A 26,501-nucleotide genomic window follows, 5' to 3' on the forward strand; every position below is an offset into this window, starting at 1 on the left:
TGCGCGACCCTGGATTGCTTCGCTACGCTCGCAATGACGAGGGGAAGGTTCAGCAGCCCGTTTCGCTCGCGAAGGACGGCGTCCCGACTCGTAACCTTGCGAAAATCCCGTGTCTCGGCTAGGCGCGCCCATCTTTGACTTTGGAGACGCACCCGCGTTGGCATCTGTGGATTCGTATACTCGCCCTGACCAGACGGACGGCATGGGGTCCCAGAAAATGCTGGCCATGACCGGCCCCAGCGTGAGCGCCGATCCCGGCTGCCTGCCCGTGCGCGGCGACCTTGCCCACATCAAGCTGGCGGGCCGCTACTTCGTGCCGCACTATGCCGTGCCGATGCCGCGCGCGCTCAAGTCCGGCGCGATCCTGCGCGTCTTCGGCCGCGACGATGCGGAAGTCATCGCCGACCTGCCTGCGGGGGAAACCTTCAACGTGCTGGATATCGCCGGCAAGTGGTCCTGGGGCCAGCTCGGCGAGGACGGCGCGGTCGGCTACGTAGCTCTCTCGGATCTGGAAGCGGCATGACCACCAGCGTCTTCATCGACGGTGCGGCAGGCACCACCGGCCTCGAAATCGCCGACCGGCTCGCCGGGCGCAGCGAGTTCTCGCTGATCACGCTCAGCGATGATCGCCGCAAGGATGACGCCGCGCGGGCCGAGGCGCTGAACGACGCGGACGTCGTGATCCTGTGCCTGCCCGACGATGCCGCCAAGGCCGCCGTCGGCATGATCGCCAACCCGCGCACCCGCGTGATCGACGCCTCCTCCGCCCACCGCGTCGCGGCAGGTTGGACTTACGGCTTTCCCGAGATCGTCGGCCATGACACGGTCGCGCAGGCCCGCTTCGTCAGCAATCCCGGCTGCTACCCCACCGGCTTCATCGCCCTCGTCGCCCCGCTGGTGCGCGCCGGGCTGCTGCCTGCCGACTGGCCCTACGTGTGTCACGCCGTGTCGGGCTACTCGGGCGGCGGCAAGGCGCTGATCGCGCGCTTCGAGGACGACACCGACATCGCCTTCCGCGCCTACGGCCTCGCGCTCGGCCACAAGCATGTGCCCGAGATGAAGGCACAGACCGGCATCGGCCACGATCCGATCTTCGCCCCCGCCGTGGTGCCCGCCCATCGCGGCATGCTCGTCGAGGTGCCGCTGCACCTCTCGATGATGCCGCAAGCCGGATCGCCCGACGCCCTGCGCGCCGCTCTGGCCGAGTTCTACGCCGGCAGCAAAGTCGTGAAGGTGGAGACCGACCAGCCCGACGAACTGCTGCTGCGCGCCTCGATGGAGCCTGTCGACACCCTCACCCTGCGCGTTCTGGGCGCCAAGGACGGCACGCAGGCGCGCCTCGTCGCGATCCTCGACAACCTCGGCAAGGGCGCGAGCGGCGCTGCGGTGCAGAACCTCAACATCATGGCCGGTCTCGACGAGACGGCGGGCCTGCGCCTCTAACCCGTCAAATTCGTCATGGCTAGCGAAGCAAAGACCCCCGGGGCAGCATATGCTGCCCCGGGGGTCTTTGCTTCGCTAGCCATCATGGACCAATGGGAGGGTCCGCCCCTACCGCACACAACTTCATGCACAATTTTCAGGCACCCACTGCCTGAAAATTGAACACAACATTTCCCAAATCCGACGCATCATATGCGACAGATTGTTTACTGACCGGGTAAATCGCCCAAATGCGGTCTTTTCGCAGGCGCACACTCGGCCTATCAGTAGCGCCACCGCATTGGCACGATTCTTGATGGGAATCGCGCGCGAGGCTTCTGGTTCCCGGACCGGTTCCCTCAAGATACAGTCCGGGTGCAAGTGCAGGGGTCCAGGCAGGCGTGAAGAAAATCGAAGCCATCATCAAGCCGTTCAAGCTCGACGAAGTGAAGGAAGCGCTGCACGAAGTCGGCGTCTCGGGCATCACCGTCACCGAAGCCAAGGGCTTTGGGCGCCAGAAGGGCCACACCGAACTCTACCGCGGCGCCGAATACGTCGTGGATTTCCTCCCTAAGGTTAAGCTCGAGGTCGTCGTGCCCGACGCTCTGGCCGAGCGCGTGGTGGAGGCGATCGCCGACGCCGCGCAGACCGGCCGCATCGGCGACGGCAAGATCTTCGTCGTCCCCGTCGAGACCGCCGTGCGGATCCGCACCGGCGAACGCGACGACGACGCGCTGTAACGACACAGGACCGGGCCGCGACGGTGGGGGCCGTCGCATTGCCGCAATGAAATCAACCCTATCCTCTTTCGGGATCGGAAGAGTAACGCTGGAGAACCAAGAAAATGGCTAGTGCAAAGGACGTCCTCAAGAAGATCAAGGACGAGGAGATCGAGTGGGTCGATCTTCGCTTCACGGACCCCAAGGGCAAGTGGCAGCACCTGACCATGGTTTCGACCGTCCTCGGCGAGGATGAGCTGGAAGACGGCCTGATGTTCGACGGTTCGTCGATCGAAGGCTGGAAGGCCATCAACGAGTCGGACATGATCCTCAAGCCCGACCTCGACGCCGTCTACACCGATCCGTTCTCGGCCACCCCGATGCTGATCCTGTTCTGCGACATCGTCGAGCCCTCGACCGGTGAACTCTACGCCCGCGACCCGCGCTCGACCGCGAAGCGTGCGGAATCGTTCGTCAAGTCGGCCGGGTTCGGCGACACCGTGTTCGTCGGCCCCGAGGCCGAGTTCTTCATGTTCGACGACGTGAAGTTCTACGACGGCTACGACGGCAACGGCTTCAAGATCGACGACATCGAACTGCCGGGCAACACCAACAAGGAATACGACACCGGCAACCTGGGCCACCGCCCGCGTGCCAAGGGTGGCTACTTCCCGGTCGCCCCGGTCGACTCGGCCGTGGACATCCGCGCCGAGATGGTCACCACCATGCTCGAAATGGGCCTGCCCTGCGACAAGCACCACCACGAAGTGGCGGCTGCCCAGCACGAACTCGGCCTGACCTTCGGCAAGCTGGTCACCACCGCCGACCGCATGCAGATCTACAAGTACGTCGTGCACATGGTCGCACAGGCTTACGGCAAGACCGCAACGTTCATGCCCAAGCCGATCATGAAGGACAACGGATCGGGCATGCACACGCATATCTCGATCTGGAACGAGGGTGAGAACACCTTCGCCGGCAACGGCTACGCCGGCCTGTCGGAGACCTGCCTGTACTTCATCGGCGGCGTCATCAAGCACGCCAAGGCCCTCAACGCCTTCACCAACCCGACCACCAACAGCTACAAGCGCCTGGTCCCGGGTTACGAAGCACCGGTTCTGCTCGCCTACTCGGCGCGCAACCGTTCGGCCTCGTGCCGCATCCCCTACGGTGCGGGCACCAAGGCGAAGCGCGTGGAATTCCGCTTCCCCGACGCGATGGCCAACCCCTACCTGTGCTACGCTTCGCTCCTGATGGCCGGCCTCGACGGCATCAAGAACAAGATCCACCCGGGCGAAGCCATGGACAAGAACCTGTACGATCTGCCGCCGGCCGAACTCGCCGAAGTGCCGACCGTCTGCGGTTCGCTGCGTGAAGCTCTGGACGCCCTCGCGGCCGACCACGCCTTCCTTCTCGAAGGCGGCGTGTTCACCGAGGACCAGATCGAAGCCTACCTCGAACTCAAGTGGCCCGAAGTGCTGCGCTGGGAAACCACGCCGTCGGCCGTCGAGTTCGACATGTACTACAGCGCCTGATCCATCCGATCAGCGCTGGCGATATTCGCCAGTTTGGCAGTTCGCCGAGAGGGGGCGTCCGGAGCAATCCGGGCGCCCCTTTCGCGTTCGGGCTCGATGACAATTCCGGATAGCGCCGCTCCTCCTCAAGAATCCGCTTTCCTACAACACCGGCGTGGATGTACCTCATGCGCACCCCGCAAGAGATGGGGCCGTATCTGGCGGTATGATTTCCGTATTCACACGTATTCGGGTGCACGAAGTGTAGTTGTTCTGCACGCGATACTGCGTGCGCCGTCTGTAGCGAAAGGGCACGTACATGAATCGCAAGCCGATCTTTGATGCCGTCCGCAAGATGCTGGACCGTTCGTTCACACAGGCCGAAGTCAACGCGCTGGACAAGGCGATCGACCTTTCCACCGGCGCGTTGACCGCAAGCCTCGCCCCCGAGCCGGTCGCAGCCCCCGCAAGCCCCGCTGCGGCGACCGGGCGCGTGCTGGGCGCCGCCGGGGCCAAGCTCATCAAGAAGTGGGAGGGCTGCGCCAGGCGCCTCGCGGACGGCACCTTCGCAGCCTATCCCGACCCCGGCAGCGTCGACGGCAAGCCCTGGACGATCGGCTGGGGCTCGACCGGCCCGGACGTCAGGAAAGGCGTCGTCTGGACGCAGGCGCAGTGCGATGCGCGTTTCGACGTCGACATGGTCGATTACGTGAAGGAAGTGGCCGCCTTCATCGGTTCGGCCGCGACCTCGCAGAACCAGTTCGACGCGCTCGTCTCGTTTCATTACAACACCGGCAAGATTACGAGTTCGACGCTGGGCAAGCTGCACAAGGCGGGTGACTTCGCCGGGGCACAGGCCCAGTTCGGCAAGTGGATCTACAACGACGGCAAGCCGATGACCGGCCTCAAGAACCGGCGCGCGGATGAAGCGAAACTCTACGGGACAGCATGACCGACACGAAAACCCCCGCTCAGTTGATCGACGAACGCATTGCCGAACTCGGCGACTGGCGCGGGGAGGCGCTAGCAAGAGTGCGGGCCGTCGTCCACGCCGCGCTACCCGAGGTGGTCGAGGAATGGAAATGGCGCGGCGTGCCCACGTGGTACGCGGGCGGCGGCATCGTCTGCACCGGGGAGACCTACAAGGCGGCGGTGAAGCTGACGTTCGCCAAGGGCGCCTCGGTGCCCGACCCGGCGGGCCTGTTCAACGCCAGCCTCGACGGCAACGTGCGCCGCGCCATCGACATTTATGAGGGTGCGACAATCGACGAGGCCGCTCTCTCGACACTGTTGCGCGCGGCAGCGGCGCTCAATCAGGCAAAGAAAGCACGTTAACGCAGGCGCCACGAGCGAATCCATCTGATCTGAAAGCCCGGCGACAATGCACCATGACGGCATCACGGGTGCCGGTTGTGCCTAGAGACAGGCAGGCCGCCCCCTTCGTAACAGGAGGGCTGCGGATTCCGAGGTCAGCCCGGCCACCCGGGAGGGAGTGAGAAGCCCGATCGTTGGGTTCATCCTATCGGCGTAGAAGCCGGAGGATGGAGATGCCGACGAGGAGGCCGAAGATGCGCCATGTGCGCGAAGTAGTGAGAATGCATCGGGAGGCTCGTGTCCCGATGCGCAAGATCGCCCGGCTGACCGGCCTTACTCGGCCCACAGTGCGCGACATGGTCGTGCGCTTCGAGCGCTCGGGATTGGAGTCGCCGGGTCCGTCCAAGATTGGCGACATAAATCTGGAGGGAGGCCTGTATGGCGCCTTGGGCGCCAAACCTGGGCGGCGTAAGCTGCCCGAGCCGGATTGGCCGGTGGTAACGCGCGAACTGAAGTGCAAACACGTGAACCTGCAGGTGCTCTGGGAAGAGTACCGTGCCGAGCATCCGGACGGTTATCGTTACAGCCGCTTCTGCGATCTGTTCCGACGCTGGCCGCCTGCCGCTGGTCATGCGCCAAAGCCATGCCGGCGGCGAGAAGCTGTTCCTCGATTGCGCTGGCGGTACGGTGCCGATCGTGGTGGATCGACGGACCGGTGAGCCCCGCGGTGCCCACATTTTCGTCGCCGTGATGGACGATCGAGCCTGTCGTTTGCCCTCGCGACATGGACCGAGCGGTTCTCCGACTGGATCACAGGCAGAAATGCCGCCTTCGCTTTCTTCGGCGGCGTTCCCCAGCTGCTGGTGCCCGACAATGCCAAGGTGGCGGTGATCAAGGCCTATCACTTTGATCGCCAGGTGAACCACAGTTGCACCGATAGGCTCGCGATTACGGTACGGCGATCTTGCCGAAGCCGCCGCGCAAGCTGCGAGACAAAGCCAAGCTCGAGGCCTGCGCCGGTATCGTCGAGCGCTGGCTTTTGGGCCGATTGCGCAACCGAATCTTCCACAGCCTCGCCTAGCTCAATGCAGCGATTGCCGAGAGCCTTGCCGATCGCAATGACCGACGAGCGCTGTGCCAGTTTGGCAAGGCGCGCCGTCAGCTGTTCGATGAAGTCGATGTTCCGAACCTCAAGCCGCTGCCGTTAGAGCCTTTGGTTCATGCCGAATGGCTGGCGCTGCCGCTGGCTACGAGGCCACATACCGAAATGACGGACGCCTCGCTCTGCGCCTGCGTCACGCGAAACTGCTGCACCGCGCTGCCATCGCCAAAAGGTCATGGATGATGACCTGTCTATCAAATGAAAAGACGCCATATGCCTTCGGATCGTTACTTGATAGCCGAAGACGGAAGCTCCCTACGCAGTTCGCGCCGAGAAGGCAGAAGGATCAGTCGGAACCGAACAGGTCACGGGTGAATACTTTATCCGCCACGTCCGCAATCGTCGTTGTCATGCGATTGGCGATGATGACGTCGCAATCCTGCTTGAAGGTCGACAGATCCCGCAACACCTTGGAACCGAAGAATTCATCCGCCTCCATCGCCGGCTCGTAGATCACCACCTCGATGCCCTTCGCCTTCAATCTCTTCATGATCCCCTGGATCGAGGACTGTCGAAAATTGTCCGAACCTGCCTTCATGACGAGCCGGAACACGCCAACCTTCCGGGGGCTCTTCATGATGATCTGGTCGGCCAGGAAATCCTTGCGGGTGCGATTGGCATCGACGATGGCGCGTATCAGGTTTTGCGGCACATCGGTGTAGTTCGCCAGCAACTGCTTGGTGTCCTTCGGCAGGCAGTAACCGCCGTAACCGAAGCTCGGGTTGTTGTAGTGACTGCCGATACGCGGATCCAATCCGACGCCGTCGATTATCTGGCGCGTGTCCATGCCGCCGGCGATGGCATAGCTGTCCAGTTCGTTGAAAAAGGCGACTCGCATCGCAAGATACGTGTTCGCGAATAGCTTGATCGCCTCGGCTTCACGAGCATTCGTGAAAAGCAGGTCGACATCCTTCTTTTCGGCACCTTCCAGCAGCAGTTCCGCGAAAACCTTCGCGCGTTCGGAACGCTCTCCGACGATGATGCGCGAAGGGTGCAGGTTGTCGTACAACGCCCTGCCTTCCCTCAGGAATTCAGGACTGAAAATGACTTGCGAGGTGCCCAGTTTCGCTTGGACATCATCGACGAAACCGACCGGAATCGTCGATTTCACGACGATCGTGCTGGTCGAACTCTCTGCGATCGCGGTACGAATGACCACCTCGACAGAGGAGGTATCGAACTTGTTGGTCTCGGCATCGTAATTGGTCGGTGTCGCGACAATGACGTAGTCCGCTCCAATCAAGGCTTCCGCAGGGTCCAGGGTCGCCGTGAGATTGAGATTTCTTGTCGCAAGAAAATCCTCGATTTCCGCATCTATGATCGGCGACTTTCGGGCATTGAGCATTTCAACCCGCTCGGGCGATATGTCGACGGCAACAACCTCGTTGTGCTGCGCCAATAGCACTGCGTTCGACAACCCAACATAGCCTAAGCCGAAGACGGCAATTTTCATCCAGATCACCCGCGTGAATCATGTGCTTTCGAGACAGAAATCCCTGCCTCGCGAAGGCTCGGCTCGGTCCACTGCTTCCGATTGAACATCTAATCGAGCGAGATACCCAAACAGTCAACGGCTTTATGCTGCAATCGCATAATCTCAATCGTTATGCTGACCAACATGATAAAATGAAATCATTATAACGACCCATCAGTAAAAATTGATGACAATCGAAATAACTATCGGCCATTCTGACTTACCAAGTCTTGAATAACTTAGACCTCAGATCACAACGCGACGCTTCCTTGTAACAAAATTTTCTGAAGAAGCTTTCGGAAGATATCTATTCATACCTGAAATTCCGAATCCACCGGTTTCCCACCATATGCCCGACAATAGTGGTCAATCAGCCGTGCGTGACCAGCTTGCCCCTCACCCCTTGGTGACAGAGGGCATCCCGTCCTTGGGACCGGTCGCGGCGGCGTCGCAACGGGGGGTTGAGACGGCTGCGGCGATCAGGCGGTCGTGTTCAGCGGTGTCGATGCGTTCCCACCCGGCGCGGCCGAGTTTCTCCATCGGGCGGTAACGCACCTTGTATTGCATGCGGGCCGAACCCTCAACCCAATAGCCGAGGTAGACGAAGCCCAGGCCCATGTCCTGCGAGCGGCGAATGTGGTCGAGGATGATGTAGTTGCCCAGCCCTTGCCGCTCGCTATCGGGATCGTAGAACGAGTAGATCATCGACAGGCCGTCGCACTGGCGGTCGGTCAGGCAGGCGCCGACGAGGCGGCCCGGCACGACGCCGTCGATCGAGGGTTCGCGGTATTCGATGACGTAGCTGGTGACGGGCGTGTGCTCCACCATGTCGGCGAAATCGACCTCGTCCATCGTCGTCATGCCGCCTTCGGGATGACGAACCGAGAGATAGCGCTGGAGCAGTTCGAACTGCTCGCTGGTGGACCAGGGGCGGCAGACGGTGGCCACAAGGTCCGAATGCGCCTCCAGCGTGCGCTTCTGCGTGCGCGAGGCGCGGAATTCGGAGGCGACCACGCGCACCGAGACGCAGGCGTTGCAGTCGATGCAGGAGGGGCGATAGGCGACAGTCTGGCTGCGACGGAAGCCGATACGACCCAGCGCATCGTTCAGCGAATCGGCGTGCGGTCCCTTGAGTTCGGTGAATACCTTCCGCTCGCTACGGCCCGGCAGGTACGGGCACGGAGCCGGGCTCGTCACGAAGAAGCGGGGAAATCGAACGGGAGCCGTCACCTAACTGGATCTTCCTCTAGCGTTGCGGCCGGCCTTATGTCCGTCTGCTTTCCCAAATATGCATAGCGCTGCAGCGTCTTGCGAGTCTTTTAACCACAAAAACCGACCGGTCTGCGGTGAAATCGCGCCGGACTGGCGGTATCGGCCCATCGCCGTACCAATTCGGGGCGATGGGTCGATGTAATCGTTACCTCGAACGATATACCTCGATATCGCCCAAGGCCAGCCTCTTTCGAATCAGTCGGTCTCGACCAGCTTCACTTCGTAGCCTTCGCGGCGCAACCCGGCGATCAGCGCCTGCAGCTGCTCCTTGTCGCGCGCCTCGCACTCGATCTCGGTGACGAGACCCTTGGCGGGCAAGTGCGTGAAGATGCGCTGGTGGAAGACTTCGATGATGTTGACGTTGTGTTCGTGGAAGATCTTGGCGACCTTGAACAGCGCGCCGGCGCGATCCTGCAGGCCGATCTTGAGGCGGGCGAGGCGGCCCGAGCGGGCGAGGTCGCGCAGCAGCACGTTCGCCAGCAGGCGGGTGTCGATGTTGCCGCCCGACAGCACGAGGCCGACCTTGCGGCCGACGAAAAGCTCGCGGTTGTTGATCACGGCGGCAAGGCCCGATGCGCCCGCGCCTTCCACCAGCGTCTTCTCGATCTGCAGCAGCAGCGCCAGCGCGCTCTCGATCTGCGATTCGCTGACCAGCAGGAACTCGTCGAGCAGCGAGCGCAGCACCTTCGAGGTCATCAGCCCCGGCGCGATCACCGCGATGCCTTCGGCCAGGGTATCGCCGCCGATCGGCAGGCTGGTGCCCTTGAGCAGATTGTACATCGAGGGATAGAGCTGCGCCTCGACGCCGATCAGGCGGATTCCCGGATTGATGTCGCGCGCCACGGTGCCCATGCCGGTGGACAGGCCGCCGCCGCCGACCGGAAGGACGAGCGTGTCGAGGTCAGGCACGTCCTCCAGCATTTCCAGCGCGACGGTGCCCTGTCCGGCGGCGACGTGCGGGTCGTCGAAGGGGTGGACGAACGTAAGGCCCAGCTGGCCCTCCAGCTTGCGGGCGTGGGCATAGGCCTCGTCGAAGCTCTCGCCTTCGAGCACGACCTTGCCGCCCACGCTCTCGGTCTGCATGACCTTCACCGTCGGCGTGGTCTTGGGCATGACGATGGTGACGGGCACGCCAAGGCGGGTGCCGTGGTAGCTCAGGCCCTGCGCGTGGTTGCCGGCCGAGGCGGCGATGACGCCGCGCGCCTTCTGCTCCTCGGTCAGCAGCAGCAGCGCGTTGAGCGCGCCGCGCTCCTTGTAGGCGGCGGTGAACTGCAGGTTCTCGAACTTGAGCCAGATGTCGGCGCCGGTGATCGCGCTCAGCGTGGAGCTGTAGAGCGTGGGCGTGCGCACGACCTTGCCCGAAATTCGCATCCCCGCCGCGCGTACGTCGGCTGCGGTCAGCGGGGCGTCTTCGAGGCCCGCGGGAGCGATGTTGAGCAAAGTCTGGTCCATAGACCCGCGCGCCTACCGGAAACGGCGACGGATGGAAAGCAAAGTCGCCTCATGACGGCGCCTATGGCGGTTTGCTTTTGGCCAAAAGGCGCTAAGAACGGGCCATGACCGAAGAGACCGCCTCCGAAGCCCCCGCCGCCCCGGCCGTACCCCCGCGCAAGGTCTCGATGATCGGCCTCGGCACCATGGGCGGCGCGATCGCGCGCCACATCGCGCAGGCCGGGCACGAACTGACGATCTACAACCGCACGCCCGAGCGCGCACGCAAGTGGCGCGACGCCAACCCCGGCCTCGCCCACCGCATCGCCGCCAACCCGGCCCACGCGGCGCAGGACGCCGACGTGGTCATCACCTGCGTCGGCAACGACGACGACCTTGCCGACGTCGTGCTCGGCCCCAACGGGGTGTTCCGCATGCTCAAGCGCGGCGGCACCTTCATCGACCACACCACCGTCTCGGCGCGCATCGCCCGCCAGATTTCGGTCGAGGCGCGCGACCTCAAGATCCACTGCGTCGACGCGCCGATGACCGGATCGCAGATCGGCGCGGAGAACGGCACCCTCACCCTGATGTGCGGCGGGCGCGACGATGCGCTCGAAGCCGCCCGGCCGATCATGGAGAGCTACTCCAGCCGCATCGTCCACGTCGGCAAGGCGGGTTCGGGCCAGATCGCCAAGATGGCCAATCAGATCTGCATCGCCGGCAACGTCGCGGCTTTGGCGGAGGCGGTGCGCTTCGCGCAGGCCTCGCACCTCGACATGGACAAAGTCTACGAGGCGATTTCGGGCGGCGCCGCGCAGTCGTGGCAGATGGACAACCGCTGGAAGACCATGGACGCGGGCGAATTCGACTTCGGCCTTGCGATCGACTGGATGCGCAAGGATCTGGGCCTCAGCCTCGAGGAAGGCCGGGGCCTGGGCGTCTCGCTGCCGGTGGCGGCGCTGGTCGATCAGTTCTTCTCCGACGTGCAGGCCACGGGCGGCGGGCGGCTCGATACGAGCGCCATCATCAAGCGGCTCCCCCAGAAGGGTAAATCGTGAAGTCATGGATTGCGGCAGCGGCCACGCTGCTTTCGGGTACGGTGCTGGCAACTCCCGCCGTCGCCGATGTGCTGGTGGACAACGTCGAGGGCATCACCCCTGACGGCAAGGGCGGCGTGGAGCGCTTCGAGGGCTTCCTGATCGACCCGCAGGGCAAGATCGCCCAAGTCTTCCACAAGGGCGACAAGCGACCCAAGAAGGTGGACTATAAGGTCGACGGCAAGGGCCGCATCCTCGTGCCCGGCATGATCGATGCGCATGGCCACGTCATGGCGACCGGCTTCGCGAAGATGACGCTGGACCTGTCGATGGCGAAGTCGCTCGACGAGGCCCTTTCGCGCATCGCCGCATGGACCGCCGCGCATCCCGAGGCGCCGTGGATCCTCGGCGGCGGCTGGAACCAGGCGAGCTGGGGACTGGACCGCATGCCCACCGCCGCCGAACTCGACACGGTGACCGGCGGCAAGCCCGCCTGGCTCACCCGCATCGACGGGCACGCCGGCTGGGCCAACTCCGCCGCGCTGGCCGCAGCGGGCGTCACCTCGTCCACCGCCGACCCGGCGGGCGGCGAAGTGCTGCGCATCGCAGGCTCCAAGGCCCCGGCGGGCGTGCTGGTCGACGCCGCCACCGCGCTCGTCGAGAAGAAGCGCCCCAAGCCCCGCCCCGAGGATGCCGACACCGCCTTCGGCGAGGCGCAGCTGCAGTTCCTTGCCGCGGGCGTCACCACCGTGGCGGACATGGGCACCTCGATCGAGGACTGGCAGACCTTCCGCCGCGCCTCCGACAAGCACCAGCTGCGCATGCGCGTGGTCGCCTACGCGGGCGGGATCGAGGCGATGACGCTGATCGGCGGCCCCGGCCCCACGCCGTGGATCGACGACGACCGGCTCAAGATGAACGGCGTGAAGCTCTACCTCGACGGCGCGTTGGGCTCGCGCGGGGCATGGCTCAAGGCGCCTTACTCCGACGACGCCAGCACCAAGGGCCTGCCGCAGATGAGCCAGACGCAGATCGGCAATCTGATGAGCCGCGCGGCGATGGACGGCTTTCAGGTCGCGGTCCACGCCATCGGCGACGAGGCCAATGCCACGGTGCTCGATTCGATCGAGGAACTGTCGCAGACCTACAAGGGCGACCGCCGCTGGCGCATCGAGCATGCGCAAGTGGTCGATCCCGCCGACATCCCGCGCTTCGGCCGCAACGGCGTGATCGCCAGCATGCAGCCGCAGCACGAGGCCTCGGACCGTGTCATGGCCGAGGCGCGTCTCGGTCCGCAGCGGCTGGCGGGCGCCTATGCATGGAAGTCGATCGCGGCGACCGGTGCGAAGCTGGCCTTCGGCTCCGACACGCCCGTAGAGCCCGCGCATCCCTTCGAGGGGCTGGCGGTGGCGATCAGCCGCACCGGTGCGGACGGCCAGCCCACCGGCGGCTGGCAGCCGCAGGAAGTGCTGACCCGCGAGGCGGCGCTGGGCGCCTACACCACCGGCGCGGCCTACTCGCTGTTCGCCGAGGACCGCCTCGGCCGCATCGCGCCGGGCATGCGCGCGGACTTCCTGTTCGTGGACGAAGACCCGATGACCGCCGCCCCGCAGGCTTTGCGCGGAACGCATGTGCTGGAGACTTGGATCGGCGGGCGGCTGGCGTGGTCCGCCGCGCAGGACGGCGGCAAGGCCGGGGTTCGGCGGTAACCTTCAGGCTCCGCTGTCTTCACGAAAGCGGTCCATCAGGTGCATCCGTTCGTGCAGGATGGTGACGATGCCGACGGTATCGTGACCAAGTAGCCTCCAGTAGACGTAGTGATGCTCATGGCGGCAGTAATAGCCGTCCAAGCCGAATTCGACCGGAATCGCGCGCCATGGCTGGCCGCGCCGCGCGATCCGCTCGAAGCAGGCGAACAGGCCGCGAATATAGGCTTCCGCCTGCGCCTCGCCCCATGTGTCGCGTGTATATACGAAGATTTCGTCGAGCCGCCGGCCGGCGATCGCAGAGACCGTGAAGCCGGCCATTTCAGCCGCCATCTCAACTGGGGCGATTGCGTGCGATCACCGCTTCCGCATCCAGCGGAGCATAACTCGATTCGGGCGCGGCGAACGCCCGGTGCAGTTCAGCTTCGAGCCGCTGGAACTGCTCCGCTTCGAGCCGCGCCTTGTCCCGCCGGATCAGGTCGCGGACATATTCGCTGACGTTTTCGTAGGAGCCATGCTCGCCCACGTTGGCGGCCACGAAGTCGCCCAGCGCGCCGCCGATCCGGACATTGAGGGTCATGGGCTTGTTCATCACACGCACCTTTCGCCCCAATATAGTGGAATATCGAGGACGCTGGCAAGCGAGCCCGGCGTCACTCCGCCGCCCATTACTCCGCCGCAGCGTGTCCGGCAGCCTTGGCCGCTTCCTCGACGGCCTTTTCCTCGCGCGCGCGGTCCTTGGCGTCGCGGCGTTCGGTGAACCACATCAGGACCAGCGTGCCTTCGAACAGCAGCAGCAGCGGCACCGCCAGCAGCAGTTGCGAGACGACGTCCGGCGGGGTCGCCACGGCGGCGACGATGAAGATACCGACGATCGCATAGCGCCGCGCGCCCACGCACTGCGCGCGCGTCACCATGCCCGCCCGGTTGAGCAGCATCAGCAGCACCGGCAGCAGGAAGCTGATCCCGAACGCCAGGATGAACTGCATCACCAGCGCGAGATAGTCGCCCGTGCCCGGCAGCGCCTCCAGCTTGAGGCCGCCCTTCTGCCCCTCGAACGTGAGGAAGAAGTGGAACGCGGTGGGCATCACCACGTAGTAGGCCAGCGCCGCGCCCATCGTGAACAGCACCGGCGTCGCGATCAGGAACGGCAGGAACGCCTTCTTTTCCTTGGCGTAGAGGCCGGGCGCCACGAACTGCCAGATCTGGTTGGCGATCACCGGGAAGCTGACGAAGAACGCCGCGAACATCGCGATCTTCACCTCGACGAAGAACGCCTCGTAGAGCTTGGTGTAGATCAGCTTGCCTTGTCCGGGCGGGAACGCCTCGGTCAGCGGGCGGACGAGGAACGCGAAGATGTCGCCCGCGAAGTAGAAGCACACCGCGAAGGCCAGCGCGAAAGCCATGAAGGCACGCAGCAGACGGCCCCGAAGCTCGATCAGGTGATCGAGTAGCGGCGCCTGGGTGTCGTCGATGTCGGAAATGCGGAAGGGCTGCATTTATTTCGGCCTCAGGCCAGAGTGCGAGGCGGGAGGGCCTGACCCCAAATCGTCATTGCGAGCGTAGCGAAGCAATCCAGGACGGTCTTCGTGGCCCTGGATTGCTTCGCTACGCTCGCAATGACGAAGGTGATTGGAACTCATGTCATTTCGCCTCAAGGCGGCGGCGGGGGTAAGTGGAATTCAGCCTGCTTCGGCGCTTCGGCCTTGGGCGTTTCCGTGTCACCAGCCACGGCAACCTCCGCAACTGGCTCCGAAAAGGCGGGCGCCTTCATGTCGTCGGCAGAAGGGTTCATCGAGGGGAGCTGCGGGCTCGCCTTCATGATGGCCTCGTTCTGCTCGCGCCACTTGCGCTCCATTTCCTCCAGTTCGGCCTCACGCACCATGGCGTCGATGCCGGACCGGAAATGGTTCGACATCTTGCGCATCTTGCCGATCCAGCGGCCAGCCGTGCGCAGCGCCATCGGCATGTCCTTGGGACCGATGACGACGACCGCCACGATGACGATCATCAACAGTTCGGATGCACCGACGTCGAACATCCCCGATCAGCCCCGAGCGCTCAGGCCTGTTCGTTCTTCACTTCGGTCGCGGTCGGCGCCGGATCGGCCTTCTGCGACGAGATCTGGGCGGCGGGAGCCGAGGCTTCCTGGGCCTTTTTGGCCTCTTCCTCGTTCATGCCGTCCTTGAAGCTCTTGATGCCCTTGCCGAAGTCACCCATGATTTCCGAAACGCGGCCGCGTCCGAACAGCACGAGCACGATCACGAGAACGATCAGCCAGTGCCAGATCGAGAAGCTACCCATAACCTCAACTCCAAAAGCGCGGTCGATTCCGACCGGTCATAGGGGGCATGTAGGCGCTTTGATGCCAAGTTGCCAGCCCGTCATGGTTATGTCCTTCACCGGTCGCACGTCAGTCATCTTCGGAATCCCCGTTGTCCGGTATGCGAGGATTCTTGCTGCCCAGCGCCGTCTCGATCATGTCTTCGTCAACCGGGTCGAGCAGGCCCGCCGCGCGCAATTCGTCGATGCCCGGCAGTTCCTTCAGCGAGCCCAGCCCGAAGTGGTCGAGGAACGCGGGCGTCGTCGCGTAGATCACCGGCCGCCCCGGCACCTCGCGGCGACCGGCGACGCGCACCCAGCCCGCCTCCATCAGCACGTCGAGCGTACCCTTGGCGGTCTGGACGCCGCGGATCGCCTCGATCTCGGCGCGGCTGACGGGTTCGTGGTAGGCGACGATCGCCAGCACCTCGGTGGCGGCGCGGCTGAGGCGGCGCACGTCCTCCTTCTCGCGGCGGAGCAAGTGGGCAAGGTCGGGCGCGGTCTCGAAATGCCAGCGCCCGCCGCGCTCGACGAGGTGGATGCCGCGTCGCTCGTAGTGGCGCTGCAGATCGGCGAGCGCAGGGCGGACCTCGCCGCCCTTCTCGCCGAAACCGAGGTGGAGCGCGACCTGATCCGCAGTAAGCGGTTCGGTGGAGGCGAAGAGGGTCGCCTCGACGGCGCGAAGGACATCGTCGGGGGCGCTTTGGACGTCTTGTGTCACGTTTGAGTGCCTTTGAGTGCCCTTAGGCGCAGGGGGCCATACGTCTCGTCCTGCGCCAGTTCGGCCTTGCCGGTACGGGCCAGTTCGAGCGCCGCGACGAAGCTCGAGGCCAGCGCGGAACGGCGCAATTGCGGGCTTTCCCAGCTACCATGCGCTGCCGGAAGGAAGTCGCGCAGTTCCATCCAGTCGATCGCCACGCCGAGCATCGAGGCGACCCGGGCGATCGCGGTGTCGAGCGTCATCACCATCCGCTCGCGCACCATGTGCACTACCGGCTGTGAGCGGATTTTCACGTCCCCGTAAGCTCTTACGAGGTCGAACCACTCGACCTGCCAGCGCGACTTGCGATCGACGCGCAGGCCCTCCGGCGCACCCCGTTCGAACACATCGCGCCCCAGCCGGTCGCGCCCCATCAGCCGCGCCGCAGCCTCGCGCATCGCACCCAGGCGCTGCAGGCGCATCTGCAGGCGCAGGGCCATTTCCTCGGGGCTCGGGTCCTCCTGCTCGTCGCGCGGCAGCAGCAGCGCGGACTTCAGATAAGCCAGCCACGCCGCCATCACGAGGTAATCGGCCGCCAGTTCCAGCCGCAGCGCCTCGGCCTCCTCGATGTACGTCAGGTAGGCATCGACCAGTTCGAGGATCGAGATGCGCAGCAGATCTACCTTCTGCCGCCGCGCGAGGTCGAGCAGCAGGTCGAGCGGCCCTTCCCAGCCGTCGATCTCGAGGTACAGCTTGTCGGCCTGAGCGCCCTGGCGGTCCTCGCCGTCCCAGTCGTCGAAGAGGCCGGGATTACTGGCCACGTCAGGCCGCCCGCAGCGCCAGCAGGGCGTCGCGCTTCGCCAGCAGTTCGGCGTGATCGGCCGCTGTCGCGGGGCCGGTTCCGGCCAGCGCATGGTCGAGACGGGCGGCGGCTTCCTCGGCCATGACCGGCAGGGCCTTGGCGATGCCGACCATGTCGTCCATCTTCGCCCAGCAGTTGAGCGCGATGTCGCAGCCCGCCGCGATCGCCTGCGCCGCCAGTTCCGGCACGCTGCCGGAAAGGGCCTGCATATCGAGATCGTCGGTCAGCAGCAGACCCGAAAAACCGATGGTCTTGCGGATGATCTCGCCGATCACGAAAGGCGAGAGGGTGCCAGGGTTCTCGGCATCCCACGCGGTGTAGCGCACGTGTGCGGTCATCCCGATCGGCGCCTTGGCCAGCGCGCGGAACGGGGCGAGGTCGAGTTCCAGTTCCTCGGCGGAGGCAGTGACGGTGGGCAGTTCCTTGTGGCTGTCCGCCATCGCGCGGCCGTGGCCGGGGATGTGCTTGATGCAGCCCGCGACGCCCGATCGCGCGAAGCCGTCGAGGATCGCGCGGCCCAGCGCCGCCACCCGCATCGGCTCGGCGCCCAGCGCGCGGTCGCCGATCACGTCGTGCGCGCCCGGCTGGCGCACGTCGAGCGAGGGGTGGCAGTCGACGCTGACGCCGACTTCGGCAAGGTCGAGGCCGAGCGCCTGCGCGTTCACCCGCGCCGCCTCGATGGCGCTGGCGGGGGCGAGATCGTAGAGCCGGTCGAAGGCTTCGCCGGGCGGGTAGGCGCTCCAGGTCGGTGGCTTCATTCGCGCGACGCGGCCGCCTTCCTGGTCGATGCAGACGAACAGGTGCTCGCGCCCGTGGATGGAGCGCAGTTCGTCGGTCAGGGCGCGGACTTGCGCGCGGCTTTCGACGTTGCGGCCGAACAGGATGTAGCCCGCCGGATCGGCGTCGCGGAAGAAGGCGCGTTCGTCGTCGCCGAGGGTCAGGCCGGAGAGGCCGAAGATTGCCGGAACCATGCGTGTTTTGGTCGCAGAATGGCGGCGGTTTCGCAAGAATGCGGGACGATGCGGGTGTGGATGGTGTGATGCCCACCCCGTCCGGCTAGGCGGTAAACCGCCGAGCCTGCCGGCCCTCCCGCCTGCGGGAGGGCGATCCTGTGTTGCCCCCCCCCGCTTGCGGGAGGGGCCGGGGGTGGGCATACCTCCACCCATGACCCGCACATTCGGCCCTCCCCCCTCCGCCGCCGAGTTCGAGCGCCTCGCCCACGCCGCCTTCGCGCGGATTCCTGCGCCCTTCGCGCAGCACCTCGACGGGATCACCGTCCACATCGAGGAATTCGCGGACGAGGAAACGCTGGGCGCCATGGGCATCGAGGATGCCTGGGAACTGACCGGACTCTATCACGGCCGGTCGATGGACACCGATTCGGTGTGGATCTCGGGCGAATTCCCGCCGCGCATCACGCTCTATCGCCAACCCCTTCTCGCCGAATGGTGCGAGACCGAGGTGGATCTGGAAGACCTCGTCGCGCATGTGGTGATCCACGAGGTAGGCCACCATTTCGGCCTGTCCGACGACGCCATGCATGCGCTGGAGGATCAGGTGCGCTGACAATTCGCACAGGCCGTCGGCGAAATTGTCCCTTGGCCCGTCATATTGCAGTGCGATAGAACCGGGTCATGACTTCCCCCCGTCTACGCGCTCTGCCGCTCCTCGCTCTCGCTTTCACCGCCGCCTGCGCTGCACCGCAGGCAACCCGCCCGGGAGCGCCCGTCACGGCGGCCGCCCCGGTGGAAGTGGGCATCATCGCCATCAACGACTTCCACGGCGCGCTGGAGCCGCCCAAGGCTTCGGTCGAGGCACCCGGTCCTGACGGCAAGACTGTCAACGTGCCCGCAGGCGGCGGCGCGTGGCTGGCTTCGGCGGTCGATTCGCTCAAGGCCGAACACCCGAACAACGTCGTCGTCGCGGCAGGCGACCTGACCAGCGCCTCGCAACTGGCCTCCTCGCTCCACCTCGACGAGCCGGCGGTCGGCGTCATGAACCGCATCGGCCTGGAGTTCAACGCGGTCGGCAACCACGAGTTCGACCGCGGCTGGAAGGAACTCCAGCGCCTCCAGAACGGCGGCTGCGAGAAGAACACGCGCCTCCAGCCCTGCCAGCTCGAACAGTTCAAGGGCGCCAGCTACAAGTACCTCGCCGCTGCGACCTACAGGGACGACGGCACCACACTGTTCCCCGCCACCGGCCTGAAGACCTTCGGTGAGGGCGCGAGCAAAGTGACCATCGGCTTCGTCGGCCTATCGCTCAAGTCGATCCCCACGCTCGTCCAGCCCGACATGGTCAAGGGACTGACCTTCGGTGACGAGGCCGAGGCGATCAACAAGGCGATTCCCGTGCTCAAGGCCGAGGGCGCCGACGCCGTCGTCGTGCTGATCCACCAGGGCGGCAAGACGGCTGCCAAGGACCCCAATTCGTGCGAGGGCTTCGCGGGCGACATCCAGCCGATCCTCGACAAGCTGAACCCCGGCGTCGATCTCGTCGTCTCGGGGCACACGCACTGGCAGTACGTGTGCCAGTACGGCCAGTCGGGCGACGGCTCGCCGATCCTGCTGACCAGCGCGGGCGTCTACGGCAAGCTGGTGACCGACATCACCCTCACCATCGACCCCGCCAGCCACAAGGTCATCGCCAAGAAGGCCCGCAACGTCATCGTCCAGTCGCCGGGCTACACCAGCGGCCGGGGCGATGTGCCGAATACCACCGCCTACCCGCAGTTCCAGCCGCGCGCGGACGTGGCCGATTATGTCGCGGGCTACGTGAAGGATGCAGCCGGGCTGATCCAGCGCCCCGTCGGCAAGATGTCAGGCCCGGCGGCAAAGGGCAGCAGCGAGAGCGCCAGCGGCGGCGACCTTGGCAACCTGGTTGCCGATTCGCAGCTCGCGGGCACCCGGGCTGCGGGCGCGCAGATCGCCTTCACCAACCCCTTCGGCATCCGCGCCCCGATCGATCCGGCGCCGGACGGCACCGTCACCTTCGGGCAGGTCTACGCGACGCAGCCCTTCAACAACGAGCTGGTGACGATGACGCTGACCGGCGCACAGGTCCGCGCGGTGATCGAGGACGGGCTCGACGACGCGGGCGACAAGCAGGCGCTGGCGCCCTCGGCCGGGCTCAAGTTCTCGTACGACATGCGCCGTCCCTCGGGCAGCCGCGTGGTTTCGCTGACGCTGAACGGCAAGCCGCTCAACTCTGCGGCGACGTACCGCGTCACGGTGGTCAACTTCCTCGCGGAAGGCGGCGATGGTTTCGCGACTTTCAAGCAGGGCACCGAGATCACGCGCGGCATGATCGACAACGAGGCGTTCCAGCAGTGGCTCGCCGCCGTGCCGGTGCGTCAGGTGCCCAAGGAAGAGCGCACCGTTCGCCTCGACAAGTAATGCAAGCCCGGTCCCTGCGGCCTTCGCGGGGACCGGTTAGCTTTCTCAATCTCACTTCGTCATTGCGAGCGAAGCGAAGCAATCCAGGGCGGCGTAGTGCCGCCCTGGATTGCTTCGCTTCGCTCGCAATGACGAACGTGCCACAACCGATCAGGCGTCGACTTCAGCGTAGTGGCTGGGCGGCTGGATCACTTCCATGCGCTCCGACAGCAGCGGCCGGAACGAGGGCCGCGACTTCATCACTAGATACCAGCCGCGCGCCTGCTCGTGGCTCGACCAGTCGAGGCCGCCGAGATAGTCCGCCACAGACAGCTGCGCCGCCGCCGCGAGGTCTGCCAGCGTCATCGTCGCGCCGGCAAGCCAGGGCCGGTTGTCGATCAGGTAGTCGATATAGTCGAGGTAGTCGTGCGCCAGCTTCATCGATTCGCGCAACGCCTTGGCATCGGGCGCCTGGCGGAACACGAGGCGTTTCTTCATCCGCTCCAGCAGCAGCGGGCCGGAAACGTCGTTGTAGAAGTTCTCGTCGAACATCGCGATCAGGCGGCGGATCTCGGCCCGCTGCTGGGCGGTGCCGCTGATCAGCGGATAGCGATCCACCGTCTCCTCGAAGTATTCGCAGATCGCGCGACTGTCCGACAGCACGAGGCCCTTGTCGGTTTCACGGATCACCGGCGTGCGTCCGGCCGGGTTCATCGCGAAGAGGCGATCCTCGCCTTCCCATGGTCGCGCGGTCTGGAGTTCATACGCTATGCCCTTCTCTGCCATGAGCAGCCGGACCTTGCGACTGAAGGGGCAGAGCGGGAACTGATAGATGTGCCACATGGCGATCCGGAATGCCGAAAGGGCACGGCCCCGTCCATTTCACGGAGGCGGGAATCAGGTGGATAAGTCCGCGCTCCATCCGTTGCGCGATATCTTGCGCCCCTGCGTCTCCGCTCGTTGACCCCCGCCGTGCGCGCCGACACTCTCTCCGCAAACGGGAAAGGGAGAGGAAACCGTGCTGCTCAAGTCAATCCGCCTCGGGTCGAACGACCTTGCCAGAACCCGCGCGTTCTATGACGCGACCTTCGGTGCGCTGGGCCTCGCACCCTGCTCGACGCCGGACCAGTACCCGATCGTGATGTGGGACCTTGGCGGCGTGCGATTCCTGCTCGGCCCGGCGCGCGACGGCGAGGCGTGCACGCACGGCAATGGCGGCACGATCCTGTTCGACGCGCCGGATCAGGATGCGGTCAGGACTTGGCACGCGGCGGGCCTGGCCAACGGCGGCACCGACGAAGGCGCCCCCGAGGCCAAGCCGCAGGCGCGCGGCGCCTTCGGGGCCTACCTGCGCGACCCCGACGGCAACAAGCTCGGCGTCTATTCCGGGCTGAGCATGGGCTGAAATGTGATCGCCTGCGACTATGCCGCCGTCATCCCCGCGAAGGCGAGAACCCATCTCCCGATGCTTCATGCCAGCACGGGCATCAGTTGGGTCCCCGCCTTCGCGGGGATGACGAAAATTGGAAGCATGTCGAAGAGGGTGATCACGCCGCCCGGTCCACCACGACCATCGTGAAGGTCGAGGTCGCCGAGTGGCGGCGTTCGCCGTTCATCAGGTTCTCGGCCCAGAGTTCGACGCGGATGAGCACCGAATCGGGGCCTGCCATGACGACCTCGGAGATCAGCTCGATCATCTCGCCCTCGCGGATCGGCGACTTGAAATCGATGCGGTCGGACGTGCCCATGATCATCGGGCGGCGCATGTGGCGGCTCGATGCGATGAAGGCGGCGCGTCCCATCATCTTGAGCGCGTCTCCCCCGAACAGCGAGCCGTAGTGGTTGGTCTGCGCCGGAAACACCATGTCGACCATGTGCAGCCGCCCGGTCTCGACCGAAGGCGCGGGCTCGGGCAGCGGCGGGAACGGGAGCTTCGTATCCGGCCCCTTGGGCGCGACGAGGACGAAAAGGCCGCGCGTGCAAAGGCGGCGCTCGCCGGTGAGCGGGTTTTCGGCGACCAGTTCCACTTCGACATCGACCGATCGGGTGCCGACGCGGGTGATCAGGCCGGTCGCCTCGATCAGGTCACCGATGCGGCCGGGGTTCTCGAAGTCGATGCGCTCCGAACGCGCCGTCACGAAAGGCGCGCGGGCATGGCGGGCGGCGACGAGGAAGGCGATCTTGTCCATGTGCGCCAGCGCAACGCCGCCGAACAGGGTGCCGTGGTGGTTGGTGTCTCCGGGAAAGACGGCGTCGATAAGCTGCACCGCGTGGCGCGCGGGCGTGGTCGTCAGGGTCATGTCATACTCGTCGATTCGGGTCACGGTCGCCGGACGCGCAAATGCGCGGCCGTCGGCCTGGTCGGGAATCGTCTCCACGGGATGGACGACCGGCTCGGCATGGAGGGGGCAATGCTGCGCCCGTGGCCGGTCTGTCAGCTGCGGACGGCAAGGCTGCCCGTCAGAAGGCAGCGCACCTCGCAGGCGCGCAGGCTCCGGTCAAGCGAAAGGGCAGCGATTATCTTGCAGCTTGTGCCACTGGTGTTGCCTTGTCCGCACCTCGGGCATAAGCCGCGCCTTCTTCAATCCCGTGCAAGGACCTGCGCACCGTGACGCTTCATACTTGGTGGCTTTTCGTCGCCGCCGTCTTCGTGGTTTCCGGTACGCCGGGGCCGAACATGCTCCACGTCCTGTCGCGCAGCGTCGAGATGGGCGCGCGGCGCAGCACAATCGCGATGGCGGGGTGCCTCTGCGCGATCTTCCTGCTGATGGGTTCCTCCGCCGCCGGACTGACGACGCTGCTGCTGGCGCTCCCGGGTTCGTTCGAAGTGCTGCGCTATGCCGGTGTGGCCTATCTGGTGTACCTCGGGGTGAAGTCCTGGCGCTCGCCCGTGGCACCGCTCGACCCCACCGAGGGCGAACTGCCGCCCGCTCCTTCGAGCCTCGCGGTGTTCCGGGGCGGCTTCACGATCGCCATCAGCAATCCCAAGGCGATCCTCTTCGCGGCAGCCTTCTTCCCGCAGTTCATCGACCCCGCGCTGCCCAAAGTGCCGCAGTTCGCAATCCTGCTCAGCACGTTCGCCGTCATCGAAACCGGGTGGTACTGCGCCTATGCGCTGGGCGGCCGTTCGCTGGCGGGCTACCTCACGCGCCCCGCGATCAAGCAGGCGTTCAACCGGGTGACCGGCGTGTTCTTCATCGGCTTCGGACTGGCGCTGCTGAAAGCGCGGCCGCACTGACGCTCACTTGATCTCGCGGGTGACCTTGCCTGCGGGATCGAGCAGCCTCACCCCCGGCGTCCCGTCCGCACCCACGCCCAGCGTCAGGCGCGGGCGGCCTTCGGCATCGCTCAGCACCAGCGACGCCTCACCCTTCGCATCGCGGCCGAGCCAGACGCGACGGGCCGATTCGAAGCCTGCCTCGGCCAGCAGCCGGGCCCGCTCCGGCCCCGGCGCCATGTCGCGCAGGCGGCGCCCCGCCGCCACGTCCATCAGCCTGTCCGGGCGGTCGGTGACGATGACGATGACACGGCGCGCCTTGCCGTCCTCGGTGCTCACCATCTGCAACGTCTGGTCCTGATGATAGCGATCGAAGGTCAGGCTGCCGCCGTTTGTGGGCACGCCGTTCTTCATCCCGCCGTCGAAAACGAGGCCGCCATTCTCGTCGCCCTGATCGTTGAAGAAGATCATCCCCGCTTCCTGCCGGTTCGGATGCGGATGCTCGACCCCGCCAAGGATCAGGCCGGGGATGCGGGCCTTGCCGGAGATCGTCATGCGCAAGGTGCCGTCGGGTTCGCGCACGTTGATGCGCTGGACGTCGATGGTGTCGAATTTGGCGGCAGGCGCCGAAACGGCGGTGAGGCCGAGCCACACCGTCGCCATCGTCATCACCGCGGCATAGGCTCCGACGGCTTTCGAGGCGTCAATTCGCAAGGGTCGTCTCCCGGAAGAGCGCGGGCAACCCGGCCCGCCGGCTCCGAGAGAGAATCATGCCTCGCCCAGCAAGGCAACCCTCGCGGCTCAGCCCCCGCGCGAGAGCAGGAACACCGCATGCTCGGCGCGGAAGTTCGCCGCCGCCGCGCTGCACTGGGTATCGCCTGAGAGGAACCAGCGCCCCTCCACCGTGATCCCGCGTTCCTGCAGCAGCGCGCGGAAATCGTTTACCGTCAGGTGGTGGATGTTGGGCGTCTCGTACCAGGCGATCGGCAGCAGCCGCGTCACCGGCATGCGGCCGTTCCACAGCAGCGAGGTGCGGACCCGCCAGTGCGCGAAGTTCGGGAAGCTGACGAAGGCCTTGCGGCCGATGCGCAGCAGTTCCTCCAGCACCATGTCCGGCCGCATCGTCGTCTGCAGCGTCTGCGACAGGATCGCGTAGTCCACCGACTTGTCGGGATAGAACGCAAGGTCCTTGTCGGCATCGCCCTGGATCACCGAGAGGCCCTTGGCCACGCAGGCGCCCACGTTCAGCGCGTCGATCTCCATGCCGCGCGTGGCGCAGCCTGAACCGTCGCGCAGGGCCTGCATCAAGGTGCCGTCGCCGCAGCCGACGTCGAGCACGCTGGAATCCAGCGCGACGTTCTCGGCGATGATCGCAAGGTCCGGGCGCAGGCCGGTCTTCATCGCGGGGGTCATGACGCCACCTGCAACTGCGCGGCGAAGGCGGGCGAGAGACGCTCCATCAGCCGCTCGGGCCGCATCAGCGGATTGAAGCCGAGCGCGGCGTAGACACCGTGCGCGTCGGCGGTGGTCAGCGCGAAACGGCGCACCGTCTCGTAGCCAGGATGGTCGAGGAACCATTGCACCATGCGGCGGCCGAGGCCCGCCCCGCGTGCAGGCTCATCCACCCAGACGTCGGCGAGCCAAGCGAAGCTGGCGTAATCCGTGATCATGCGGGCGAAACCGACCTGCCCATGTTCGGGGTGATAGGCCCCGAGACAGTGCGAGCCCGCGATCTGGCGCTCGACCTGTTCGATCGCGATGTCGGGCGTCCAGTAGCTGGAAGCGAGCCAGCCATGCACGCGCGCCACGTCGAGGCGGGTCTTGTCGTCGGAAAGCTGGATCATCCGATGAACCCCTGCACCACACGGTCGAGCGCGGGCACGTCGAGCAGGAACGAGTCGTGCCCGAACGGTGCGGAAAGCTCAACGAAGCTCACCGGCAGGCCCGCCGCGTTGAGCGCGTGGACGACATTGCGCGATTCCGCCGTGGGATAAAGCCAGTCGGTATCGAAGCTGACGAGGCAATACCGCGCCTTCGACTTCGCGAAGGCATTGGCGAGCATGCCGCCGTGCTCTTCGGCGAGGTCGAAGTAGTCCATCGCGCGGGTAATGTAGAGGTACGAATTCGCATCGAAGCGGTCGGTGAACGATAAACCCTGATAGCGCAGGTACGATTCGATCTGGAAATCCGCGTCGAAGCCGAAGGTCTTTTCCTCTCGGTTCTGCAGGCGGCGGCCGAACTTCTCGGTCAGGCCCGCTTCCGACAGGTACGTGATGTGCGCGGCCATGCGGGCGACCGAGAGGCCCTTCTCCGGCCCCTTCCCGAAGGCGTAGTAATCGCCCTCGCGCCATTCGGGGTCGGCCATGATCGCCTGACGCCCGACTTCGTGGAATGCGATGTTCTGGGCCGAATGCCGCGCAGTCGAGGCCAGCACCAGCACCGCGCGCGTACGCTCCGGGAAGTTGGCGGCAAGGCTGAGCACCTGCATCCCGCCCATCGATCCGCCGACAAGCGCATGAAGGCTGTCGATCCCCAGAGAATCGAGCACAGCGATGTGCCCCCGTACCATGTCGCGGATGGTGATGACCGGGAAGCGCATCCCCCAGGGCGTGCCGTCCGGGCCATCGCTCGCCGGGCCGATCGAGCCCATGCACGATCCGATCACATTGGCGCAGATCACGAAGAAACGGTCGGTGTCGATCGGCTTGCCGGGGCCGACCATGCGCACCCACCAGCCGGGCTTGCCGGTCTTGGGGTGGTTCGACACAACATGCTGGTCCCCGGTCAGCGCGTGGCAGATCAGGATCGCATTGTCCTTGGCCGCATTCAGCGTGCCGCAGGTCTCGTAGGCGATGCGCGCGCAGGGCAGCATCTGCCCGCCGTCGAGCAGCAGCGGCATGTCGAGGTCGAGGTGGCGGTTCTCGATGGGGGGATTGAGCACGGTTGCCATGATCCGAGCCCCAATAGAGGCT

30 protein-coding genes are annotated in these 26,501 nt (G+C 65.4%); 13 read left to right on the plus strand and 17 right to left on the minus strand.

What is annotated here, in order from left to right; translation table 11 throughout:
* Window positions 1-226: 226 nt before the first annotated feature.
* From QRN25_RS10345 to QRN25_RS10375, 7 genes are all read left to right on the plus strand, one after another.
* On the plus strand, window positions 227-523 hold the full coding sequence (locus QRN25_RS10345) for an SH3 domain-containing protein (RefSeq protein ID WP_285019421.1): 297 nt from the start codon (window positions 227-229) through the stop codon (window positions 521-523).
* Window positions 520-1,443, plus strand: a complete 924-nt coding sequence (argC, locus tag QRN25_RS10350) for an N-acetyl-gamma-glutamyl-phosphate reductase (RefSeq protein WP_285019423.1) — start codon at window positions 520-522, stop codon at window positions 1,441-1,443. The genes QRN25_RS10345 and argC overlap by 4 nt, the downstream gene beginning before the upstream one ends.
* A 380-nt stretch (window positions 1,444-1,823) precedes the next feature.
* Window positions 1,824-2,162, plus strand: coding sequence for a P-II family nitrogen regulator (locus tag QRN25_RS10355; protein ID WP_008832116.1), 339 nt, complete (start codon window positions 1,824-1,826; stop codon window positions 2,160-2,162).
* Window positions 2,163-2,266: 104 nt separating this feature from the next.
* Window positions 2,267-3,676 (plus strand): type I glutamate--ammonia ligase, encoded by a 1,410-nt coding sequence (gene glnA / locus QRN25_RS10360; protein WP_271180950.1) that lies wholly within the window; start codon window positions 2,267-2,269, stop codon window positions 3,674-3,676.
* A gap of 298 nt (window positions 3,677-3,974) precedes the next feature.
* Window positions 3,975-4,607 carry a lysozyme gene (locus QRN25_RS10365; protein WP_271180949.1) on the plus strand — a complete coding sequence of 211 codons (633 nt, stop codon included), beginning with the start codon at window positions 3,975-3,977 and terminating at the stop codon, window positions 4,605-4,607.
* Window positions 4,604-4,990 carry a DUF1801 domain-containing protein gene (locus QRN25_RS10370; protein ID WP_271180948.1) on the plus strand — a complete coding sequence of 129 codons (387 nt, stop codon included), beginning with the start codon at window positions 4,604-4,606 and terminating at the stop codon, window positions 4,988-4,990. Before QRN25_RS10365 ends, QRN25_RS10370 begins: the two co-directional genes overlap by 4 nt.
* Before the next feature lie 284 nt (window positions 4,991-5,274).
* The gene (locus QRN25_RS10375; protein WP_373877732.1) at window positions 5,275-5,688 is read left to right on the plus strand and encodes a hypothetical protein; all 414 of its coding nucleotides are present in this window, start codon (window positions 5,275-5,277) and stop codon (window positions 5,686-5,688) included.
* A gap of 729 nt (window positions 5,689-6,417) precedes the next feature.
* Here the strand turns inward: QRN25_RS10375 and QRN25_RS10380 are convergent.
* The 3 genes from QRN25_RS10380 to QRN25_RS10390 form a co-directional block, all read right to left on the minus strand.
* Window positions 6,418-7,584 carry a nucleotide sugar dehydrogenase gene (locus QRN25_RS10380; protein ID WP_271180946.1) on the minus strand — a complete coding sequence of 389 codons (1,167 nt, stop codon included), beginning with the start codon at window positions 7,582-7,584 and terminating at the stop codon, window positions 6,418-6,420.
* A gap of 417 nt (window positions 7,585-8,001) precedes the next feature.
* The gene (locus QRN25_RS10385; protein WP_271180945.1) at window positions 8,002-8,835 is read right to left on the minus strand and encodes an arginyltransferase; all 834 of its coding nucleotides are present in this window, start codon (window positions 8,833-8,835) and stop codon (window positions 8,002-8,004) included.
* A gap of 237 nt (window positions 8,836-9,072) precedes the next feature.
* On the minus strand, window positions 9,073-10,329 hold the full coding sequence (locus QRN25_RS10390) for a threonine ammonia-lyase (RefSeq protein ID WP_285019431.1): 1,257 nt from the start codon (window positions 10,327-10,329) through the stop codon (window positions 9,073-9,075).
* Window positions 10,330-10,433: 104 nt separating this feature from the next.
* Here QRN25_RS10390 and QRN25_RS10395 point away from each other — a divergent pair, with 104 nt between their 5' ends.
* Window positions 10,434-11,369, plus strand: a complete 936-nt coding sequence (locus QRN25_RS10395; protein ID WP_069708942.1) for an NAD(P)-dependent oxidoreductase — start codon at window positions 10,434-10,436, stop codon at window positions 11,367-11,369.
* Window positions 11,366-13,057, plus strand: coding sequence for an amidohydrolase (locus QRN25_RS10400; RefSeq protein ID WP_285019434.1), 1,692 nt, complete (start codon window positions 11,366-11,368; stop codon window positions 13,055-13,057). Before QRN25_RS10395 ends, QRN25_RS10400 begins: the two co-directional genes overlap by 4 nt.
* A 3-nt stretch (window positions 13,058-13,060) precedes the next feature.
* Here QRN25_RS10400 and QRN25_RS10405 read toward each other — a convergent pair whose 3' ends face one another.
* The 8 genes from QRN25_RS10405 to nagZ all read right to left on the minus strand — a co-directional run bounded on the left by QRN25_RS10405 (window position 13,061) and on the right by nagZ (window position 17,909).
* Entirely contained in the window at window positions 13,061-13,375 is a 315-nt protein-coding gene (locus QRN25_RS10405) for a type II toxin-antitoxin system RelE/ParE family toxin (RefSeq protein ID WP_285019436.1), read from the minus strand.
* Window positions 13,376-13,388: 13 nt separating this feature from the next.
* Window positions 13,389-13,646: a ribbon-helix-helix domain-containing protein gene (locus QRN25_RS10410; protein WP_285019439.1), complete on the minus strand. Its 258-nt coding sequence runs from the start codon at window positions 13,644-13,646 to the stop codon at window positions 13,389-13,391.
* Between the two features lie 76 nt (window positions 13,647-13,722).
* Window positions 13,723-14,553, minus strand: coding sequence for a twin-arginine translocase subunit TatC (gene tatC, locus QRN25_RS10415; RefSeq protein ID WP_008829339.1), 831 nt, complete (start codon window positions 14,551-14,553; stop codon window positions 13,723-13,725).
* A 155-nt stretch (window positions 14,554-14,708) separates the two neighbouring features.
* Window positions 14,709-15,095 (minus strand): Sec-independent protein translocase protein TatB, encoded by a 387-nt coding sequence (gene tatB / locus QRN25_RS10420; protein ID WP_271180940.1) that lies wholly within the window; start codon window positions 15,093-15,095, stop codon window positions 14,709-14,711.
* Between the two features lie 20 nt (window positions 15,096-15,115).
* Window positions 15,116-15,358 carry a twin-arginine translocase TatA/TatE family subunit gene (locus QRN25_RS10425; protein WP_008829337.1) on the minus strand — a complete coding sequence of 81 codons (243 nt, stop codon included), beginning with the start codon at window positions 15,356-15,358 and terminating at the stop codon, window positions 15,116-15,118.
* A gap of 109 nt (window positions 15,359-15,467) precedes the next feature.
* Window positions 15,468-16,097, minus strand: coding sequence for an SMC-Scp complex subunit ScpB (gene scpB / locus QRN25_RS10430; protein WP_285019444.1), 630 nt, complete (start codon window positions 16,095-16,097; stop codon window positions 15,468-15,470).
* Window positions 16,094-16,897: a segregation and condensation protein A gene (locus QRN25_RS10435; RefSeq protein ID WP_069708938.1), complete on the minus strand. Its 804-nt coding sequence runs from the start codon at window positions 16,895-16,897 to the stop codon at window positions 16,094-16,096. The genes scpB and QRN25_RS10435 overlap by 4 nt, the downstream gene beginning before the upstream one ends.
* 1 nt (window position 16,898) lies before the next feature.
* Window positions 16,899-17,909, minus strand: coding sequence for a beta-N-acetylhexosaminidase (gene nagZ / locus QRN25_RS10440; protein ID WP_285019446.1), 1,011 nt, complete (start codon window positions 17,907-17,909; stop codon window positions 16,899-16,901).
* 193 nt (window positions 17,910-18,102) lie between these two features.
* Between nagZ and QRN25_RS10445 the strand changes: the two genes are divergently transcribed.
* Together QRN25_RS10445 and QRN25_RS10450 are read left to right on the plus strand one after the other, a co-directional pair.
* The gene (locus QRN25_RS10445) at window positions 18,103-18,504 is read left to right on the plus strand and encodes a metallopeptidase family protein (protein WP_008829333.1); all 402 of its coding nucleotides are present in this window, start codon (window positions 18,103-18,105) and stop codon (window positions 18,502-18,504) included.
* A 68-nt stretch (window positions 18,505-18,572) separates the two neighbouring features.
* Window positions 18,573-20,333 carry a bifunctional metallophosphatase/5'-nucleotidase gene (locus tag QRN25_RS10450; RefSeq protein ID WP_285019449.1) on the plus strand — a complete coding sequence of 587 codons (1,761 nt, stop codon included), beginning with the start codon at window positions 18,573-18,575 and terminating at the stop codon, window positions 20,331-20,333.
* Window positions 20,334-20,483: 150 nt separating this feature from the next.
* Here QRN25_RS10450 and QRN25_RS10455 read toward each other — a convergent pair whose 3' ends face one another.
* On the minus strand, window positions 20,484-21,155 hold the full coding sequence (locus QRN25_RS10455; RefSeq protein ID WP_008829331.1) for a glutathione S-transferase family protein: 672 nt from the start codon (window positions 21,153-21,155) through the stop codon (window positions 20,484-20,486).
* A 175-nt stretch (window positions 21,156-21,330) separates the two neighbouring features.
* Between QRN25_RS10455 and QRN25_RS10460 the strand changes: the two genes are divergently transcribed.
* Window positions 21,331-21,717, plus strand: coding sequence for a VOC family protein (locus QRN25_RS10460; protein WP_008829330.1), 387 nt, complete (start codon window positions 21,331-21,333; stop codon window positions 21,715-21,717).
* Window positions 21,718-21,859: 142 nt separating this feature from the next.
* Here QRN25_RS10460 and QRN25_RS10465 read toward each other — a convergent pair whose 3' ends face one another.
* Window positions 21,860-22,612 (minus strand): acyl-CoA thioesterase, encoded by a 753-nt coding sequence (locus QRN25_RS10465; protein WP_285019453.1) that lies wholly within the window; start codon window positions 22,610-22,612, stop codon window positions 21,860-21,862.
* A 308-nt stretch (window positions 22,613-22,920) separates the two neighbouring features.
* Between QRN25_RS10465 and QRN25_RS10470 the strand changes: the two genes are divergently transcribed.
* Complete coding sequence (locus tag QRN25_RS10470; protein ID WP_008829328.1) at window positions 22,921-23,550, plus strand: LysE family translocator; 630 nt, start codon at window positions 22,921-22,923, stop codon at window positions 23,548-23,550.
* A 3-nt stretch (window positions 23,551-23,553) separates the two neighbouring features.
* Here QRN25_RS10470 and QRN25_RS10475 read toward each other — a convergent pair whose 3' ends face one another.
* The 4 genes from QRN25_RS10475 to metX all read right to left on the minus strand — a co-directional run bounded on the left by QRN25_RS10475 (window position 23,554) and on the right by metX (window position 26,479).
* A complete protein-coding gene (locus QRN25_RS10475) occupies window positions 23,554-24,243 on the minus strand; it encodes a hypothetical protein (RefSeq protein WP_285019454.1) in 690 nt (229 codons plus the stop codon).
* Between the two features lie 87 nt (window positions 24,244-24,330).
* Window positions 24,331-24,942 (minus strand): methionine biosynthesis protein MetW, encoded by a 612-nt coding sequence (gene metW, locus QRN25_RS10480; RefSeq protein ID WP_008829326.1) that lies wholly within the window; start codon window positions 24,940-24,942, stop codon window positions 24,331-24,333.
* Window positions 24,939-25,373, minus strand: a complete 435-nt coding sequence (locus tag QRN25_RS10485) for a GNAT family N-acetyltransferase (protein ID WP_285019455.1) — start codon at window positions 25,371-25,373, stop codon at window positions 24,939-24,941. Before QRN25_RS10485 ends, metW begins: the two co-directional genes overlap by 4 nt.
* On the minus strand, window positions 25,370-26,479 hold the full coding sequence (gene metX / locus QRN25_RS10490) for a homoserine O-acetyltransferase MetX (RefSeq protein WP_285019456.1): 1,110 nt from the start codon (window positions 26,477-26,479) through the stop codon (window positions 25,370-25,372). Before metX ends, QRN25_RS10485 begins: the two co-directional genes overlap by 4 nt.
* Window positions 26,480-26,501 lie beyond the last annotated feature (22 nt).

Source organism: Novosphingobium sp. fls2-241-R2A-195 (genome assembly GCF_030209485.1).
GTDB lineage: Bacteria > Pseudomonadota > Alphaproteobacteria > Sphingomonadales > Sphingomonadaceae > Novosphingobium > Novosphingobium resinovorum.